Origin of the sequence: Pedobacter boryungensis (genome assembly GCF_013204825.1) — a bacterium.
GTDB lineage: Bacteria > Bacteroidota > Bacteroidia > Sphingobacteriales > Sphingobacteriaceae > Pedobacter > Pedobacter boryungensis.
In genome coordinates this window covers 354,038-373,377 of sequence record NZ_JABMKV010000003.1, presented here as the reverse complement: position 1 = coordinate 373,377, position 19,340 = coordinate 354,038, and the positions used below count along the sequence as shown (strand labels likewise).

Below are 19,340 nucleotides of genomic sequence, written 5' to 3'. Positions count from 1 at the left end.
ATATAGTTATACCTATTTAATTTTGTAAAAAAGTATTAAAATGTTTCAAAAACGACTCTCATATTTAGGTGTATTTTTTTTAACTACATTATCTTTAATGCCATTACGTTTTCTATACCTCTTGGCAGACATTTCTTATGTCTTAATCTATCATGTTTTTGGCTATCGTAGAAAAGTAGTTAGACAGAATTTATTGAATTCTTTTCCAGAGAAAAATTTAAAAGAGATTATTGCCATTGAAAAGGAGTTTTTTAAATATTTAACTTCTTTGATATTTGAGGTAATCAAGATGAGAAGTATCTCGACAAAGGAATTAAATAAACGCGTAAAATTTAAAAATGTAGATTTAGTAGAAGCGTATTTAAAAAACAATGAGAGTGTAATTTTTTGTTCATCTCATTATGGTAATTACGAATGGGTGTGTATGGCAATTGGAATGACTTTTTCTGGCCAACATCATCCTATCTATAAGCCATTAAATAATGAAATTTTTGATGATTGGTTTTTAAAAATGCGGAGTAGATATGGAAATCAGATGGTGTCAATGCGCCAAACAATAAGGGTAATTCAATCTACTAAGCATTATCCAACTATGTTCACTTTTGGAAGTGATCAAGCTCCATCAAAAGAAGATTCTCAATACTGGACTACACTTTTAAATCAGCAAGCTTCAATACAATTGGGAGTAGAAAAAATCGCAAAGAAAACAAATAGACCTGTATTTTATTTAAAAATAAGTTATTTAAAAAGAGGTTATTACGAAGTCGACTGCGTGCCAATTTGCTTAGATCCAAGAAATACTGCTGAATTTGAAATAACTGAACTGCATACCCGGTTTTTAGAGGATTTCATTAAAGAAGAACCGGCGTACTGGCTATGGAGTCACCGTAGATGGAAATATAAACCTGAAAAGCAAGTTCGTAAAGGTTTGTCAAAAGATCATGTTGCCGAACCTATAGACTGTTAAGGTTAATGCCACAGATTCACAAGTTATCCGTAAATCTGCGGCTAATTTTATGCATGCTGACCATCATGAACACCTTCAGCAAATTCCTCTACAAGCTTATCGTTAAAAGCAGGTAAATCTTTTGGTGTTCTACTCGTTACCAAACCTTGATCTACAACAACCTCTTCGTCAGACCAATTTGCTCCAGCATTAATTAAGTCTTGTGAAATATTTTTAACAGACGTTAATTTTCTGCCTTCAGCAACACCTGCGTTTATTAAAACTTGCGGTCCATGACAAATTGCTGCCACTGGTTTGCCAGCCTCAAAAAATGCTTTTACGAAAGCTAAAGCATTGTCATTTACCCTCAATTGATCTGGATTAATTACTCCGCCAGGTAAAACCAAGCCATTATAGTCATCGGCGTTAACATCACTTAATGTTTTATCTACATCAACTTCAATCGACCAATGGTCGTGGTTCCAAGCTTTTATTTTACCTGATTTAGATGAAATTATATGTACAGTTGCACCTTCTTCCTTTAGTCTTTTTACTGGCTCAGTTAACTCAACTTCTTCAAAACCATTTTCTGATAGCACTGCGATTGTGCGATTACTTAATTGTCCCATATTTATGTTTTTAATAGAATGATATATTAAAAGACATTAATGAGAAATTATTGTTTTTAAAAATTTAGATTAGCTATAATAACTGCCACCTAATCATTAGTCCTCCTATGTCTTAAAAAATATTGCGCTAAGTTTAATGCAATAAAAATATGATTAACAACATTCGGGATAAATCCATAATAATGGCTTAAAATTCTAAATCGTTCTTTTAAGCTGGCTAAGTGTTTTTGTTTGCTCATACCTCCAACCAAATACTTAGCAACGTACATATGCGTATTTACAATATTTGATGATTTTTTGGCTGCTTTGATAATCCAATCAATATCTGAACTGTACTTGTATTGCAAGTCATAAGGTTCGGTTAAGCTACGCTTGATATAAATTGCTTGATGGCTAATATTCATGCCGAACTTAAAACTATGCCAATCGAAATGTTCAGGAGCTCGGTGGCGACGTTGACCTAAACTTTTCCAATTCGCATCATACATTTCTGTTTCGCCATAATAGATATCACCTGATGGTGCCGACGCAAAAACATCTTTAACGGTATCTGGTGCATAAATTTCATCGCCAGAATTCATAAAAAGCACATAATCGCCTGTGGCTAATTTTAGCCCTTTGTTCATGGCATCGTAAATACCCTGGTCTTGCTCAGATACAAAAACAGCTAATCTATCTTTGTATTTATTTATGATATCACTTGTGCCGTCATTCGAAGCGCCATCAATTACAATGTATTCTATATTAGCATAAGTTTGGTTTAGCACCGAAAGCATAGTACGTTCGATATCAACTGCATTATTATAAACTATTGTAATTACACTGAGTTTTGGATTTCTGGTCATTTAGGCAAAGCATTTAGTAAACTCTGGTATAATTCTTCATGTTTATTTGCAATTAGCGAAGGTGCAAAATGATTTAAAATAGTTCTTCTGGCTTCTTTTTGAACCGCTTCTTTATCCTCATGTAAAAAAAGCCATTCAATTCCATCCGCTAAATCGGTAGCTGATTTGTAATTTGCTAAATAGCCATTTTGTAAATGTGCTACCATGTCGGGAATTCCACCAGTTTTAAAGGCAATTACAGGTGTTGCACAAGCTAAACTTTCCATTACTGTATTAGGTAAGTTATCTTCTAACGATGGAGTGATAAATGCATCCGCAGCTGCGTAACATTTTGCTAAATGATCATCTTTGGAAATGGATCCTAAAAAGGTTGTTTTAAAAGGAAAATTAGGCACATTTTTTTCATCCTTATTTCCAAAAATAACCAACTCTATTTTCTCATTTGGTATTTCTGCTCGAGCAGCTAAATCATTTAGTGCATCAATTAAATAGTCTGTTCCTTTATGTTTATCATTTTTTGAGGGCATAAAACCACTCATTAATACAAAGTGATGCGCAGGTATTTTGAGGATTTTTTTTGCTTCAGCCTTTACATAAGGTTTAAAAACATCAATTTCTAGCGTGTTCGGGATTACAGAAATTTTCCTTACACCCAATAAACTACTTTGTTTAATCGAATTTGCCATCCAGGTGCTTGGTGCTACAATGTGAAAATTTAATTCTGAATACGCTTTTTGTTTACGCAACCAGTTTTTATGCGAAATATCATTTTTTCCACTAAAACGTAAAATTGGACAATCTCCACATTGTCTATGAAAATGTTCACAATTGTAACGCACATGACAACCACCTGTAAAGGCATTACTATCATGGAAAGTCCACACAATCGGTTTCCCTAATTCATCTAGCTCTGCTAAAAATTTAGGAGATAAAAACCCATGATTAATCCAATGCAAATGAATGATATCGGCAGATTTTAATTCTGGATGATGAATAATTGATTTGCCAAACCATTGCAAAGAAAAGGGAGTTTTTACTGCTTTTACGAATAATTTAGCTAAATAACGCTCTGCTATAATATTAATAATGGCCTTAGCTTTAGTAAAAATGTTTCTACTAAAAGTATCAATATTAGTGTTGTGACCAAACTTGTAATACACCAAAACTTTCGAATCCACACCACTAACTTTTAGCGCATCACTTAAACGCAAGCAAGCTCTGCCAGCGCCTCCATTTCCATCGTAGGTATTTAAGTGTACAACTTTCAAATCAATCAAAAATACATTTTATTGTTTAGGCTTTGCAAAGCATGGCAGATTTTTTCTTTTCTTTGTCAAACATATGACGAACCTTTTAACCGACAGAGATTTTTGGGTAAAATATTGGGAAAGTAAAACTGATTTATCTTTTGCTATTCCTTCAACTTATTTATTTCATCGCCAACTGGCAGATATTGTAGCAAGCAACAACGTAAAAACTGCAATTGAATTAGGTGGTTTCCCAGGTTATTATGCAGTGTTTTTAAAGAAATATCTAAAACTTGATGTTACGTTATTGGATTACTTTGTTCATCCACCAATTACGCAACAATTGCTAAAAACGAACGGATTAGCCGCTAATGATATTCAAATTATTGAAACAGATTTGTTTAATTACACTCCAGAAAAGCAATACGATTTAGTGTTAAGCTGCGGCTTAATTGAACATTTTAACGATACTGCAGATATTATAAATCGACATATTGCTTTTGTAAAACCTGGCGGAAGTTTATTTATTACACTGCCAAATTTTAAAGCTTTAAATGGTTGGTTTCAAAAGAATTTTGATAAAGAAAATTACGATAAGCACAATATCAATTGCATGGACCCAGATTTGTTGGCTAAAATTTGCAAAGATGCAGGTTTAGTAGTAGTTCAATCTCGTTATTTTGGTAAATTTAGTTTGTGGCTGGAGAATGAAAAACAAAAATCTTTACCTATCCGGTTACTTAAAAAAACAATGTGGTTAGGAGGGAAATTATTTACAAAAGTTTTCGCGTTTGATTCCAAACAATTATCGCCTTACATAATTTTGGAAGCCAAAAAACCTTAAGCTAATTTCTCTTTCAAAAATCTTTTTACTCTTGCCCACAAACTACCTTTTCTATTAGCTAAAAAGTGTTTGATTGCTTGATAAGCCTCTTTGTTTTCTTCAACAACAGTTGGAAATTCTTTAATAGGTTGCGGGTTGATAATCACGTTATAAATATCGCTCATACCAGAATGTATTCCCGTGCCATCGTGGCCAATATTATTGACTAAAGATTGTGAAGGATTTAAGGTTAATCCACCTTTTAAAAAAATAGAGGCATACCAACGAATAGCCCATGAATTGTTTTTGCCATTCTTAAAATCTTGCATTTGTTTCCAAAAATTCATGGTATTTTCAATAGAAAAATCATGTTTCTTTTTGCTGTCAAATTGCTGAAGAAGTGTATCAATATTTGGTTCGAAATTTTGCCAAGCTCTTGCCCAAGTTGCCCATCCCCAGCTAGTTGCAGCTCTGTAGAAGAAGCTTTGCGGTAAATGCTCATCTTTCAATGTGTACATATAAGCACCAATATGCATCACTTTTTCTTCATCACGATATCGATTTAAAGCTTCGTTAAAATAGGTTAATGTGTAGGGCGAAGAGATTAAATCATCTTCAAAAACAATAACTTGTCCGTAAGTTGCAGTTAAACGGTTAACGCCTGCAATTACCGAATTTGCTAAGCCCATATTGGTTTTACTTTCTATAATTTCTACAGATTTAAAACCATCAATTTTTTTAATAAAATCTCTAACTTCTTTTACTTTATCTTCATCTGCACTTGTTTTTGCTCCATCAGAAAAAATAAATAAACGACTTTCGGTTGCTAACTCATTTTGCTGCAAAAATTTAACGGTACGTGCAGTATGTTTTGGACGATTATAAACAAATAGCGCTATTGGAGCAAAATTCTGCATGATAAAGGGTTATAATTTTAAATACCCAAACAGTTATCGGCTTTGTAAAAAACAGATGTAGCTTTGTTATAGAACAATCCGGGTGAAATTCCTGTGAATGGCAATTCTTTAAACCCATTTGAGGTTAAGAATGTTCTAGCTTCTTCATAAATTTCTCTTTCAGAATCATCTAAAACTAAAACGCCATTTGGAGTTAATGCATTTACACTGTTTTTACAGCAATTTACACGATCTCTACCATCAACAATAATTACATTAAATTTTTCTCCCAATAAGGCAGCTTTTTTACTGTACTCACCACCTTTTTCTAACTGTGTAAAAATCATTTCAGCATTTTGTGCTTTTTCTTTTACAATTTTATTGAACCAGGCTTCATCGTGCTCTACCGAAACTACACGCTTAACTCTCTTAGCATAAAATAAGGTTGAATTACCAGAACCATACTCGAAAATTGAAAGCTCTTTTGTTAAACGAGTTTTAATGAAATCGATAAAAGAATAAGTTACCCAAGGGAGAGGTAAACCATTATGATCTACTGCTTGGTGAGTATCAAATGCAGTAAACCAACCAATTGTGGCTAAATAGCCTTTATGTCCGTAAGATAATAATGCATTTAGCCTTTTCGGCTTACTAATTAGGGTTGCTAGTGCTTTGAATTTGCTCAACGTTTAACTATTTTTTGGAATACAGAGACCAAAAATAATGATTTTAACATCATTATTCCCTGCTGACGAGTTTTAGGAATGAATATAATTAAGAAAGTGGCAGAAAAATAGGCAATCACTGTTGCAATTGCGGTTCCCATCATCCCCATTGATGGAATTAATAGGAAGTTTAATATGATATTAATGGCTGCTCCTACACCCGTGCGCACAAAAGTCAGCTTATTAAAACCTTCTGTAATTAAAAATTGACTGCTTGCTACACCCAAGAAAACAAACATACTTCCCCAAACATGTACTGAAAGAATGGGAGCTGCTGAGGCATATTCAGGTTTAAAAAGTTTATAAATTAGTGGAGAACCTATGCTAATAACAATTGCGAATGATAGGCTTATCCAAACCATTAAATCGAACAAATTTTGTAAACGTTTTTGGTACCGTTCTGGACTATCCCTTTTAGCATTTAAAATTGCCGGAAAAAGAGAACTTACAATTACAACCGGAACAAAGTTTAAGGCTTCACTAAACATCACAACTGTCGCATAAGCACCAGAAGCTGCGTTTCCCTTTTCCCCTAAAATTTGCTTTAGCATAATTACATCGATCTTCATGTAAACAGAAACCATTATTCCAGATATAATTAATGGCCAAGATAAGAGCAATAGTTTTTTAGCTAGTTGCGTATCGAAATTCCACTTAAAAACACTTAAGCCTTGATTTTTGTAAACCACTAAATAACCTAAAGAGAGTAGCAGAATATCAAAAATGTAGGCGTAAATAAAATAGATAAGCGGTGCCGAAAAAACATAGATTAAAGCCAGTTTAACCAAAGCAGAAACAATGTTTCCTACAATTTGCACCTGCATGATGTATTTCGATTTTACTTCCGATTGGAAATAAGAGTCGATAATAGTTAGAGATTGAAATATGCCGGAGAAAGATAAAATAAAAATAAAGAGGTAAGGAATGTCTGAAAGTGGAAAATAAAGCCAAAAAATATAAACTAATGGTAAACCTAATAAACCTGCTGAGAATTTAAGAAAGAAAGCAGTTCCTAAAATGGTATCTCTCTTTTTTGGAAATTGATGCAGTTCCTTAACAATAAAGGTGTCTAAACCTAAAGTTGCTAAAGCAGCAAAAAGAAAAATATATGCAGTGGAGGCACTTAAAAGCCCATTTTTTACAGGTAATAAATAACTGGCCACTAATATGCTTGTTGCCATTTTAATTACCATGCTACCCATCCTTCCAAGCATTAACCAACCTGTATTTTTAAAATACTTGTTAAATGCTTCTTCGTCAAAACCTTTTATGGCGGGTAATTTCATTTACGCAAAGATGTAAAAATTTATGCGCTCTGCTGAAAACTCTTTTCTATTCTGGCTAGTTGCTTTAAATGATGGTTTAAGTGAATTTCGATAAACTTTAACCATTGTTTTGCATTTAAATAACCTAACCTAGGATGCTGGACTTTAATTTTTAGATCAGCATTACCTATTAATGGATAAACTTTTGCCAATTGCAATTCAAAGTCTACGATAAATTGCTCTGCCGCCATAAGGTTAATTTTTTTAACTCTTTCAGCCAATCTTTTAGGAACCTTATACTTTTTTCCTGGAGGTAAAGCTCCGAAGAACAAAATCATTTTAACTGTAAAATATGTTGGTTTAATTTCTCCTTCGCCTTTTATGCAATTATTCAGTGCAATTAAAGAAAGTAAACTCGAATCGAAGATATGTGAATAAACTTCACTATAGGTCCAGCCACCAATTGGAGGTGCAATGACGAAGCCCTCTTCGTTCATATTAGCCAATTTAGCCTTATAATCAGTAACTATTTTAATAATCGATTGATATACTTTGCCTGTATTCATTTGATAAATATAGCTTATTTCTGACCTAAAAATTCTAACAACGAATCCTGATTGCTTCTAAATTTGAAAATATCTTTTAAGGTAAAGTATCGCTGTTGATCAGATACAAAATTATAGGCCATTTTTGCACAAACGAGTGCTTTGTCTTCAAAACTATAAAGCTTTAATAGTTCACCAATTTGAATTGTTGATGGCACTGAATTTTGAATACTTGCCTGAATAACTTTTGTTTTATCATCATCAAATGCCTCACGTTTTACACTTTGTTTTAACTGTTCAAAAGTTGTTGCACTCATTCCTCTTTTTCTTCCTGATGATTTACTATCATTTAAAAAAATCAAAAATTCATCCTTGCTACTTAAAAAAGTGAATTCTTCTTTTAATGTATAGTAATTCTGCAAATCTGAAATTATAGGTGCAAGACTTTTAGCAAGGAATAATTTCTTATCATCTTGACTAAAATTTTTCAATAGAATAGCAACTTGAGCAGTTGATAAATAAGAATTTACTGTATAGGCTTGTATTAATTTAATTTTGCCATCATCGAAAGGTTCCTTTTTAACTAAAAGAAGTAAAGTGTTAAATTGATTCCCAGTATTGCCATTAGGAATTGTTGGAGGAACTACTCCTGTATTGTATGAGCTCGTATAATTATCAAAATCATTTAAAGCATATTGTCCATTTCTGTAGATTTTCAATTCTTTTATTGTCTTTAATCCACTACGCAAAGTATACGTTAAAACTAATCTTTGCTCTGGGCGAACGTTAATTCTTCCATTAAATATTCTTCTGTTACCTTGTAAAATTGTTAAGGAAGGAGAGGTATTATCCACATCATAAAATCTAAATCTTCCTTTAGAAGATCCAATTAATTCATTATCAAGGTAAACTGTAAAATTACCTCGATCTTCGATTTGCAAAAATACTTCAGCATTGTTGGTCTGAGAAAAACTTAGGTGCGCACTCAGCAGTGCCATACCTAAAAGAATATAAGTTTTCATAATAGTTTATTTGTGTGTGTTTGAATTAATCCAAACATCAAACCGAAAATTGTTAAGAAATGTTAAAAGTGTTGAAGCAAATCTTCTAGGCTAGAAATTTGCCAACTTACATCAGTTGGTTTTTCAATATTTAACGGATTAAAGAAAATCGCTTTTAAACCAAAATCTTGTGCACCACGAATATCTGCTTCTAAACTATCGCCAATCATAATGCTCTCTTCTTTTTTTGCAGATGCTTTTGTTAAGGCATGTTCAAATATTAATCTGTTGGGTTTGTTTACACCCACATCTTCAGAAATTATTACCTGATTGAAATAAGGATTTAACCCTGAAAGTTCCATTTTAGTTAATGTAGTTTCCTTAAATCCGTTTGAGATAATATGCAATTGATATTTCTGTTTAAGGTAAGCTAGAACTTTCTCAGCGCCAGCAAACAAATTGGTTTTTGTAGGGCTAATTCGTACATAATCATCTTCAAATTGATGAGGAACATGCTCTGGTTTTACACCTAATTCTAAAAAAGTACTTCTAAATCGTTCTTCGCGGAGTGTTTCTTTTGTAATCTCTCCTAAGTGATATTTTGCCCAAAGGCGATGATTGTTTTCTGTGTACCGATCAATAAATTCTTGTGCAGAATGTAAGCCTAAAGATTTAAGTGCATAAACCTCATATAGTTCTAATAAAGTTTCCTGTGCATTACGGTCAAAATCCCAAATGGTATGGTCAAGATCGAAGAAAATATGTTTAATCATAGTATGGTTAAAGCCTAAAGGTCGCAAAGATTTCTTCAAAGAGAGTAATTTCATCTTTTCTTTACACAAAAAGAATATTAAGCTTTAGCTCCATAAGCTAAATCACCAGCATCGCCCAAACCTGGTACGATATAAGATTTGCTTGTCATTTCATCATCAATTGCGCCCAACCATAAATCTGCCTTTGGTAAATTTGCACGTACATGTTTTACGCCTTCGGTACTAGCAATTGCGGCAACGATATGCAGTTTTTTTATTTTGTATCTATTTATTAATTCTTTCGCACATAAAACCATGCTTAAACCTGTTGCCAACATCGGATCAGCAAGAATAACAACCTTCCCTTCTAAATCTGGCGAAGAAATATGTTCCATTTGGATTACAAAATCACCGTTCTTTTTTGTTTTGCGATAAGCAGTAATAAAAGCACAATCAGCCCGGTCAAAAATACTTAACATGCCTTCTTGCATTGGTAAACCGGCTCTTAAAATTGTGGTTAAAACGGGTTGATTTGCTAATACTTTGCTCTTGGCAATACCAAGAGGTGTTTGCGTATCAATCTCAGCGTAAGTGAGTGATTTACTAATTTCTAAGGCGAAAAAAGCACCTAAGCGTTCCATGTTCTTGCGAAATCTCATGGAATCTTTTTGAATGTTTTCATCCCTAAGTTCGGCGATGAATGTATTGGCAATAGAATTAGTTTTACTCAAGTCGAAGATCATAACCTAAAGATAGGAAAAAGATGTTAGTCTAAACGACAGTCTTTTTTGCTAATGATTCTTCGGCAACTCAGGAATAATGTAACTACATTAATGAATTCTTCAACATCTTTTCGTAAACAGTTTTCCAACCTTTCCATTTCCCTGTTTCAGAAAGTGATTCATTATGCCACAAACTACAAAAAGTTCCATCGACTAATTTTACGCTCAACATCAGTTCTTCTATTTTAGCAATAGCTTCTTCCGGACTCAATTTTAAGTACTGTTTTAGGGTTACATCCATTACAGCGAAGGGATGGATTTTTAAATGTGTTTGTTTTTCAAGCTGTAAATCATACCAAAAAAATGGGGTACATGTGCCTGCTCTAAAACCAATTTGAGAAGCATAGCCCATAGAATAATCATGGTTAATGCCTGCTTTTATAAGCTGTAAATAGGTTTGTGGAAAGGTCAACTTTAAAAAGTGCTGACGAGAGGCATCAATTCTTTTTTGAGTGATTTCTTGTAAGCTTAACAATTCTTCACTAATCTTTTTTGTTTCACTAGTTGAGGCATAAGATGGATGAAGTCCAATTTGCGCTTCTTGGGACACATCACTAATTAAATTTTTAAAAGCTTCGTCCTCAGGATTGATATTTTGATCAAACTCTTCATGACCTTGTTTGGCTAATAAAAAAAAGAAAATAGCTCGTAAATTATATTTCTCATGAATATTAGCTAGATATCCGTAGGTGTCAAAAGGGTCACTTTGACCTAATCCGGTGCTGATTATATTTGCAATTTTTTCTGTGTTCAGTTTTAACGCAGCTTTAAAAAAGCGAACTGTGTTTTTTAATATCCCGCTAGAGCGGAAATGATAGGCTCGATCTACATCAATAGTTGGAATAAATTCAAATTTCCTTTTTCCAAATGTTAGCTTGGGGAATTTTTTAAGTAAAATATTTTTTAATAAAAGTGCCCAATTATCAATAATTGGAATTTTTAATATATCTAATTTATACTGAAGGCTTTGTACAGCGGGATAACGTTGATGTTCGTCAGCTTCAAATGGCATGTATTCTTCATACCTACTTAAAAAGTAAAAAGAAGCCGCAAAAATATCAAATGGTAAAGCACCCTTATCTACAGCAAAAGGCACTTTTTGATCGCCAAAATGAGTTTCTTCTATGTTAATTGGCGCAATGTTATGTTTAGTTAAAAAAGATGAACAAGCAAAAAATAACTCATCTCTCAATGGGATATCATTATAACTGATTTTAGGTGAATTACTAGCACTAAAATCAGCTGCTACACTGGTAAATTCGAAATCACAATATAGAATCTCTCTAAAAATAAAGTTAAATATATACTTTATTCGAGGTGTAACTTTAGGAGTATAGATTAACAACTGCATAATTGCTTAAAGATATTTCTTATTAGTTAAATATTAGAGAAGATGTGTAATAATTTGAGAAAGAATTGAGAAAATCTCCCATTCACAATCTATTGAGCGTAATTCTAGTTGATATGAACTTAAGTATTCGCTCAACTTTACTTCGGCTTTAAATCGGACTTTGGTCGGATTCAATTGTCACAAGTCCGACCAAACCCCGACCCAACTCCGACCGAACCCCGTCTAAACCCAGTTTTAAAAATTATGTTTATAATGCAATAAGAAGTAATAAAATTTTTATTAATTTCTATTACATTTTTCGGTAAACACCCAAACCAAACCCTTAATAACTTGTTCTTCCCGAGCCAACTTATTATCTTTACCTAACATGAAGTTCAAAATCATTTCGGATTATAAACCGACTGGCGATCAGCCAAATGCGATAAAACAATTAGTAGAAGGCGTTAAAAATGAGGAGCATTACCAAACTTTGCTTGGAGTTACAGGTTCTGGGAAAACATTTACCGTTGCAAACGTAATTGAGCAAACGCAAAAGCCGACGTTAATATTAAGTCACAACAAAACATTAGCAGCGCAACTTTATGGAGAATTTAAACAGTTTTTTCCGGAAAATGCGGTAAACTATTTCGTTTCGTATTACGATTATTATCAGCCAGAGGCTTACATGCCTACCACAAATACCTACATCGAAAAAGATCTTCAGATTAATGAAGAGATTGAAAAATTACGTTTACGTACCACTTCAGCATTAATGTCTGGTAGGAGAGATGTGATTGTAGTTTCCTCTATTTCCTGCATTTATGGTATGGGAAATCCTGAAGATTTTTCACGCTCGGTTTTCCGCTTTGCGGTAGGAACTAGAATAAGCAGAAACTCTTTTTTACATAGTTTGGTTGAGATTTTATATGCTCGTACCATTAATGACTTTAAGCGAGGAACTTTTCGTGTAAAAGGTGACACTGTAGATGTTTACCCCGCTTATTTAGATAATGCTTATCGTATTTCTTTTTTTGGAGACGATATTGAAGAGTTGTCTGTTATTGATCCAGTTACAGGAAAAACGATTGAAAAATTAGAAGATATGGCAATTTATCCAGCCAATCTGTTTGTTACGCCAAAGGATAGATTTAATTCTTCCATTTGGGGAATACAAGAAGAGCTGGAATTGCGTAAAAACCAATTATTAGGTGATAGGCAATTGCTCGAAGCCAAGCGCTTGGAAGAAAGAGTGAATTTTGATATCGAAATGATGAAAGAACTGGGGTATTGTTCAGGAATTGAAAATTATTCGCGATTTTTTGATGGACGTTCACCTGGTATGCGACCATTCTGTTTATTAGATTATTTTCCTGATGATTACTTAATGGTAATCGACGAAAGTCATGTTACCGTTCCGCAAATTAGAGCAATGTACGGTGGTGACCGTTCGCGTAAAATGTCGTTAGTAGAATATGGCTTCCGTTTACCATCGGCTTTAGATAATCGCCCATTAAATTTTGATGAATTTGAGCGTCTAGCCCCACAAACCATTTATGTAAGTGCAACTCCTGCAGATTATGAGTTAGAGAAAACTGGCGGTGTGGTAATTGAACAAGTTATTCGTCCAACAGGTTTATTAGATCCGATAATTGAGGTCAGGCCAGCTATAAATCAAGTTGATGATTTACTAGATGAAATCGATAAAACCATAAAAATGGGCGATCGAGTTTTGGTAACTACATTAACTAAGCGCATGGCAGAGGAGTTGACCAAATATATGGATCGATTGAATATTAAATGTCGTTATATCCACTCGGAAGTAAAAACCTTAGAGCGTGTAGAAATTTTGCGTGGTTTACGTTTAGGAGAATTTGATGTATTGGTAGGGATTAATTTATTGCGTGAAGGATTAGATTTACCAGAAGTTAGTTTAGTAGCTATTTTAGATGCGGATAAGGAAGGTTTTTTACGCTCGGATAGGGCTTTAATCCAAACTATTGGCCGTGCAGCTCGTAATGATAGAGGTAGAGTAATTATGTATGCAGATGGCATGACTCAATCTATGGAAAGAACGATTGATGAAACGAACAGGCGTAGAGAAAAGCAAGTAAATTATAATTTGGAGCATGGCATTACTCCAAAAACAGTAGGAAAAACTAGAGAAGAAATTATTGAGCAAGGATCAGTATTAGATTTTTCTGAAGGAAAAGAGCGTAAAAAAGCATATGTAGAGATTGATAAAGTTAGCATTGCTGCGGATCCGGTTATACAATACATGACTAAACCTGAAATGCAAAAAGCAATTGATAAAACACGAAAAGACATGCAGAAAGCAGCTAAAGAAATGGACTTTTTAATGGCGGCTCGTTTACGTGATGAGATGTTTGCACTAGAAAAAGTATTTGAAGAACGGTTTAGTAAGTAAAATAATTTCCGTCATTCCCGCGTAGGCGGAGCTTAGAGTGTAAATTGGGTTTACATATTAAGATCTCGAAATAAATTCGGGATGACACGATGATTAGATTATGCAAGGACAAAATAGAAAGGATATTTATCCAGGTTTAGAAGTTGGAATAATCTTAAAAAAAGACCAACGCAACGGAAATGTAACTTATGGTGTGGTTGCAGCTTTATTAACTTCATCTGCATTTCATTCCAGAGGCATAAAAGTTCGATTAGAAGATGGGCAAGTAGGGAGAGTTTGCGAAATTGTAGAAGAAGATTAACATGAAAAAATTAGTACTGTTTTGTTATTTGCTAACGGGATTTAGCCTTGTGAAAGCACAAACAGATAGTGCAAATGCTACAAAAGTAATCCATATTTGCGCTCCATCTAGATCTTCTGTAATAATCAATCCGCCTGTTTGGATTATTAATGACAAGCAAGTAATAGATAAGAAAATATTGGATTTAATAAACCCAAATGATATTGAGGATGTATCAATTTTAAGAGGATCGGAGGCAAAAGCTTATGGCGAAAGAGCAAAAAATGGTGCAATAAAAATTACCCTTAAACGGAACGTGAAACTATTAAGTTTACAACAGTTGTTTAAGCGATTTAGTGTAAAACAAACAAACAGGAAGTTAAATGTGTATGTTAATAATGAAAAACTAACACATCCTAACGAATTTTATGTAGGATCTAAATGGGTAAAAAAGGTGACTGTTATGACTACCTCAACTGCTGAAATAAGTGAAAAGAACTATATTGTATTGAGTAAATAAATAGAATTGAAATTATTTCATTTGTAATTATAGTGCAATTATCTTTTAAAAAAGTAACAAAAAATTAACTACCAAGTCTATATTTGCGTTAATACTTATATTATGGTACTTATCAAATTTCTTCTTATAACAATTATAGTGCTTTGGATTATTCGAGTTTTAATTCGAATGATATTCCCTGTGATGCTAAAAAATGTTTTTAGTAATATGCAGAACCAAGCAACTAATCAACAACAAAATTATACTAGAAAACCAGAAGGTTCTATTTCAATAGATTACATGCCTAAAAAGGAAAAGAAAGGCAATGCCGACAAACTTGGTGATTTTGTAGACTACGAAGAGGTGAAATAATTATCTGTTAGCATTTTCACATTGCGAGTTATTCAGTACCTCGCTCAATATTGCTATTGAAAAATAATACTTTTTAATCTGTATCAATTTTCTATTTTTGGGATTACTTTAATCTTAAAATAAATTAATGAACAATTGGTTTAAACAGAATGGCACACACGTAGCCATCATTGCACTATTTGTAGTTCTCTGTTTTGTGTATTTCAGTCCTGTTTTACAGGGAAAAGCTCCTGCTCAAAGTGATGTATTGCAAAGTAAAGCAATGCAAAAAGAAATTATGGAGTATAAGGACAAAGATGGTAAAGGCCCACTTTGGACTAATCAGATGTTTGGTGGGATGCCAGCATATCAAATTTGGGTACAATATGCTTACAATGGCGCTACCTATGGTATTGCGTTAATTACTAAAGCATTACCAAATCCAGTAGGAACTGTGTTATTGTTGCTAATTGGTGCTTACTTTTTATTCGTCACATTAAAAGTAAATCCTTGGTTAGCTGCTGCAGGGGCCGTAGCTTTTGCATTTACCACTTACAATTTTGTTTTAATTGCAACTGGACACAGCAACAAAGCCTTAGCAATTGGTTTCTTTGCCCCAATTATAGCAGGGCTAATTATAACTTTACGAGGTAGATATTGGGTTGGGGCTAGTTTAACTGCGCTATTTTTAGCGTTAGAAATTAGGGCAAATCACGTTCAAATGACGTATTATTTATTTCTTTCCATTCTTATTTTTGTTGGGATAGAAATTTATCAAGCGTATAAAAACAAAACATTACCTGCTTTAGGTAAAGCAATTGGCTTTTTAGGTGCTGCGGTAGTTTTAGCAGTGATGATTAATGCTAGTTTATTATGGACTACCTCAGAGTATGCTAAAGAAACTAATCGTGGAAAGTCTAATTTGACTTCTTCTTCTGCAGAAAAAGATGCGGGCATGACTAAAGAATATGCCTATGGATGGAGCCAGGGTGTAGGCGAAAGTTTTACTTTCCTTATTCCTAATTTATATGGTGGCGCAACTAGCATTGATGAGCTAATAAAACCAGAAAGCCATATGTACAAAGCAGTTGCTGAAGTTACTGGGGGCGATCCAAATCAAACTCCACAAGCTATTCAACAATTGGCCTCTCAATATAATATGCAACAATATTGGGGAGAAAAACCTGGTACTTCTGGTGGGTATTACTTCGGATCCATTGTTTGTTTCTTATTTGTATTTGGTTTATTTATTGTTCGTAGTCGCTTAAAATGGTGGGTATTAGCAACAACAGTATTATTCATTCTATTGTCCTTTGGAAAAAATTTCCCACTGGTTTCAGATTTGTTCTTCAATTATTTTCCACTATATAATAAATTTAGGGCAGTAGAATCCATTTTGGCTGTAGTAGGGTTAATGGTTCCAATATTGGCTTTTTTAGCAATTAAAGAAGCTCAAGAAGGGAATGTTGACCAAAAGATTTTAGTAAAAAAATTAACATGGTCTGCAGGAATTACTGGTGGATTTGCTTTACTAGTTGCCATAGTACCAACGTTATTTTTCAGTTTTAAAACAGAAAATCATGCACAAATTGTACAAGCATTAACTCAGGCTTTACAAAACAATGTTGGGGTAGCGCAAAAAATCGCAAATGCTTTAATAGAAGATCGTATTTCAATTGCTAGAGCTGATGCAATTCGTTCATTCTTATTTATTGTAATAGGATTTGGTATTGTATGGGCATTTATCACTAAAAAAATGAATATGCAATTGGCTTTTGGCTTGTTGGCCTTGGCGGTGTTAATTGATATGTGGCAAGTAGATAAACGTTACTTAAATAACAATAATTTCGAGAGTAAATCTGCATTGGCAAGCTATTTCCAACCTCGTGATGTGGATACATTCATTATGGCAGATAAAGATCCAAACTTTAGAGTATATGATCAATCTGTTAATACTTTTCAAGATGCAAGTATTTCCTCATTTCATAAAACCATTGGTGGTTACCATGCTGCAAAGTTGAAAAGATATGATGAATTGATACAGAATCAATTTGCAGGGAGTGTAAACCAGGATGTTTTGGATATGTTAAACGCTAAATATTTTATTACTAGAGATCAGCAAAATGGATCGTATAAAATGTCTAGAAATCCAACTGCTTTAGGTAACGCTTGGATTGTAAAAGGCGTTCAGTTTGTTAAAAATTCTGATGAGGAAATGAAAGCAATTAGCAGCTTTGATCCAAAACAAGAAGCTATTGTAGATGAGCAATACAAAAAACTATTAGATACAACACGCTTAGGAGCTGATCCAACGGCATTTATCAAATTGGAAAAATACCATCCAGATCATATCGAATATTCATACAGTGCTCCAAGAGATGTGATTGCTGTATTCTCTGAAATTTACTACGATAAAGGATGGAATATGTATGTTGATGGAAAAGAAAAACCATATTTCAGAGCAGATTATGTTTTACGTGCTGCGCAATTAGAAGCTGGTAATCATAAAGTTGAATTTAAATTTGAACCTAAATCATATTATTTGGGAGAGAAGATTTCATTAATAGGCTCGATATTATTATTAGGCTTTTTAGGTTTCGCATTTTATACAGAAAACAGGAAAAAGAAAGCAGCTTAATATTTCTCTATTAAGATAAGCCACAGATGAGCAGATATAAGCTGTTTGTCTGTGGCTTTTTTATTTCATTTATTTAGGCACCCACCATTCCCGTGAAAACGGGAATCTTAAAGCAATAAAAGATATGTTGCAACATTAGGATTCTCAATTGAGTTGGGAGTAACATTTGAATGTTAAAGTTTAATCCACACATCCGCGACTATAACCTTTAATCTATATCATAATCTATAGTTAACATCTTATTAACGTGTGCTTTGCAATTTTGTAAAATAAAATGAATCAAATGCCAGAGTTATTTTTAATCGTTTGCTTAGTTGCACTTATTGCATTCTTCTTTAGTCCTTACGATTTGACTATTGATGAAGAAGAAGACTAAAGCAAATCTTTTTATCTCATTAACCAAGGCTTATTTACTAGGCAAGGCATTTTATCCCCAAAAAATTAGGTTATGGAAAAGAGAGAAGTAGAAATCGCAGTAATTTCTGATGTTCACTTAGGCACCTATGGTTGTCATGCCAAAGAACTGTTGAAATATCTTAAAAGTATCAAACCAAAAATGATTATCCTAAATGGTGATATTATTGATATTTGGCAATTTAGTAAAAGGTACTGGCCTGAAACACACATGAAAATTATACGAAAATTAATGAAATTTGTGGTTGAAGGAGTTCCAGTATATTATTTGACAGGTAATCATGATGAACTTTTACGCAAATTCGCTGATATGCACATGGGTGCTTTTCACTTGCAAAATAAATTGGTTTTAGAGTTAGACGGTAAAAAAGCATGGTTTTTTCATGGTGATATTTTTGATGTAACCATGCAACACTCTAAATGGTTGGCCAAATTGGGGGCAGTTGGATATGATACCTTAATTCTGATTAACAGCATGGTAAATTGGTGCTTGGCGTTATTTGGCAAAGAAAAGATGAGTTTTTCTCAAAAAGTAAAGGCAAAGTTTAAGGATGCTGTAAAGTTTATCAATAGTTTTGAGCAAACTGCGGCAGATTTAGCTATAGAAAAAAGTTATGAATATGTAGTTTGTGGGCATATCCATCAGCCAGAAATGCGTAAAATTAGTACTGAAAATGGAAGTGTAATGTACTTAAATAGCGGAGACTGGGTTGAAAGTTTAACTGCTTTAGAATACAATCATAACGAATGGAGGATTTTTAAGTATGAAGCTAAAGATTTTGAAAAGGATGAAGTTGAGCAAGGCATATTGTCTGATAGTGAAGACTTACATAGTAAATTAGATATTCATACATTATTGCAAAAGATTAAATTAGAGATGGTATAAAATATAGCTTCATTTCCATTAAAATAATAAATACTGATGAAAAATACAGATATTAGGAGCT

19 protein-coding genes are annotated in these 19,340 nt (G+C 33.4%); 8 read left to right on the top strand and 11 right to left on the bottom strand.

Going from position 1 to position 19,340, the window contains the following annotated elements; genetic code table 11:
• Positions 1-40 precede the first annotated feature (40 nt).
• Positions 41-967, top strand: coding sequence for a lysophospholipid acyltransferase family protein (locus HQN85_RS13765; protein WP_173273206.1), 927 nt, complete (start codon positions 41-43; stop codon positions 965-967).
• A 47-nt stretch (positions 968-1,014) separates the two neighbouring features.
• Here HQN85_RS13765 and HQN85_RS13760 read toward each other — a convergent pair whose 3' ends face one another.
• The 3 genes from HQN85_RS13760 to HQN85_RS13750 form a co-directional block, all read right to left on the bottom strand.
• Positions 1,015-1,575, bottom strand: coding sequence for a type 1 glutamine amidotransferase domain-containing protein (locus HQN85_RS13760; RefSeq protein WP_173273203.1), 561 nt, complete (start codon positions 1,573-1,575; stop codon positions 1,015-1,017).
• Between the two features lie 89 nt (positions 1,576-1,664).
• Entirely contained in the window at positions 1,665-2,420 is a 756-nt protein-coding gene (locus HQN85_RS13755; protein WP_173273200.1) for a glycosyltransferase family 2 protein, read from the bottom strand.
• A complete protein-coding gene (locus HQN85_RS13750) occupies positions 2,417-3,697 on the bottom strand; it encodes a glycosyltransferase (RefSeq protein ID WP_246249801.1) in 1,281 nt (426 codons plus the stop codon). Before HQN85_RS13750 ends, HQN85_RS13755 begins: the two co-directional genes overlap by 4 nt.
• Before the next feature lie 64 nt (positions 3,698-3,761).
• Here HQN85_RS13750 and HQN85_RS13745 point away from each other — a divergent pair, with 64 nt between their 5' ends.
• Entirely contained in the window at positions 3,762-4,511 is a 750-nt protein-coding gene (locus HQN85_RS13745; RefSeq protein WP_173273197.1) for a class I SAM-dependent methyltransferase, read from the top strand.
• Here HQN85_RS13745 and HQN85_RS13740 read toward each other — a convergent pair.
• From HQN85_RS13740 to HQN85_RS13705, 8 genes are all read right to left on the bottom strand, one after another.
• Entirely contained in the window at positions 4,508-5,407 is a 900-nt protein-coding gene (locus tag HQN85_RS13740; RefSeq protein ID WP_173273194.1) for a glycosyltransferase family protein, read from the bottom strand. The two genes, HQN85_RS13745 and HQN85_RS13740, sit on opposite strands and share 4 nt — an antisense overlap.
• A 17-nt stretch (positions 5,408-5,424) precedes the next feature.
• Entirely contained in the window at positions 5,425-6,072 is a 648-nt protein-coding gene (locus tag HQN85_RS13735) for a class I SAM-dependent methyltransferase (protein ID WP_173273191.1), read from the bottom strand.
• Positions 6,069-7,397: a flippase gene (locus HQN85_RS13730; RefSeq protein WP_173273188.1), complete on the bottom strand. Its 1,329-nt coding sequence runs from the start codon at positions 7,395-7,397 to the stop codon at positions 6,069-6,071. The genes HQN85_RS13735 and HQN85_RS13730 overlap by 4 nt, the downstream gene beginning before the upstream one ends.
• Positions 7,398-7,417: 20 nt before the next feature.
• Entirely contained in the window at positions 7,418-7,942 is a 525-nt protein-coding gene (locus HQN85_RS13725) for a DUF1569 domain-containing protein (protein WP_173273186.1), read from the bottom strand.
• Positions 7,943-7,956: 14 nt separating this feature from the next.
• Positions 7,957-8,943, bottom strand: coding sequence for a DUF4476 domain-containing protein (locus HQN85_RS13720; protein WP_173273183.1), 987 nt, complete (start codon positions 8,941-8,943; stop codon positions 7,957-7,959).
• A gap of 62 nt (positions 8,944-9,005) precedes the next feature.
• A complete protein-coding gene (locus HQN85_RS13715) occupies positions 9,006-9,695 on the bottom strand; it encodes a YjjG family noncanonical pyrimidine nucleotidase (RefSeq protein ID WP_173273535.1) in 690 nt (229 codons plus the stop codon).
• A gap of 77 nt (positions 9,696-9,772) precedes the next feature.
• Positions 9,773-10,417 (bottom strand): uracil phosphoribosyltransferase, encoded by a 645-nt coding sequence (gene upp / locus HQN85_RS13710; protein ID WP_173273180.1) that lies wholly within the window; start codon positions 10,415-10,417, stop codon positions 9,773-9,775.
• A gap of 82 nt (positions 10,418-10,499) precedes the next feature.
• A complete protein-coding gene (locus tag HQN85_RS13705; protein ID WP_173273177.1) occupies positions 10,500-11,807 on the bottom strand; it encodes a polysaccharide deacetylase family protein in 1,308 nt (435 codons plus the stop codon).
• A 367-nt stretch (positions 11,808-12,174) separates the two neighbouring features.
• Between HQN85_RS13705 and uvrB the strand changes: the two genes are divergently transcribed.
• The 6 genes from uvrB (at position 12,175) to HQN85_RS13675 (ending at position 19,279) form a co-directional block, all read left to right on the top strand.
• The gene (uvrB, locus tag HQN85_RS13700) at positions 12,175-14,211 is read left to right on the top strand and encodes an excinuclease ABC subunit UvrB (RefSeq protein ID WP_173273174.1); all 2,037 of its coding nucleotides are present in this window, start codon (positions 12,175-12,177) and stop codon (positions 14,209-14,211) included.
• 100 nt (positions 14,212-14,311) lie between these two features.
• Entirely contained in the window at positions 14,312-14,512 is a 201-nt protein-coding gene (locus HQN85_RS13695; protein ID WP_173273171.1) for a YwbE family protein, read from the top strand.
• Position 14,513: 1 nt separating this feature from the next.
• Entirely contained in the window at positions 14,514-15,011 is a 498-nt protein-coding gene (locus HQN85_RS13690; RefSeq protein ID WP_173273169.1) for a hypothetical protein, read from the top strand.
• 102 nt (positions 15,012-15,113) lie between these two features.
• Positions 15,114-15,362 carry a DUF4834 family protein gene (locus tag HQN85_RS13685; RefSeq protein WP_173273167.1) on the top strand — a complete coding sequence of 83 codons (249 nt, stop codon included), beginning with the start codon at positions 15,114-15,116 and terminating at the stop codon, positions 15,360-15,362.
• 127 nt (positions 15,363-15,489) lie between these two features.
• Positions 15,490-17,979, top strand: coding sequence for a YfhO family protein (locus HQN85_RS13680; protein WP_173273165.1), 2,490 nt, complete (start codon positions 15,490-15,492; stop codon positions 17,977-17,979).
• A 448-nt stretch (positions 17,980-18,427) separates the two neighbouring features.
• Positions 18,428-19,279 (top strand): UDP-2,3-diacylglucosamine diphosphatase, encoded by an 852-nt coding sequence (locus HQN85_RS13675; protein ID WP_173273163.1) that lies wholly within the window; start codon positions 18,428-18,430, stop codon positions 19,277-19,279.
• The last annotated feature ends 61 nt before the right edge of the window (positions 19,280-19,340 follow it).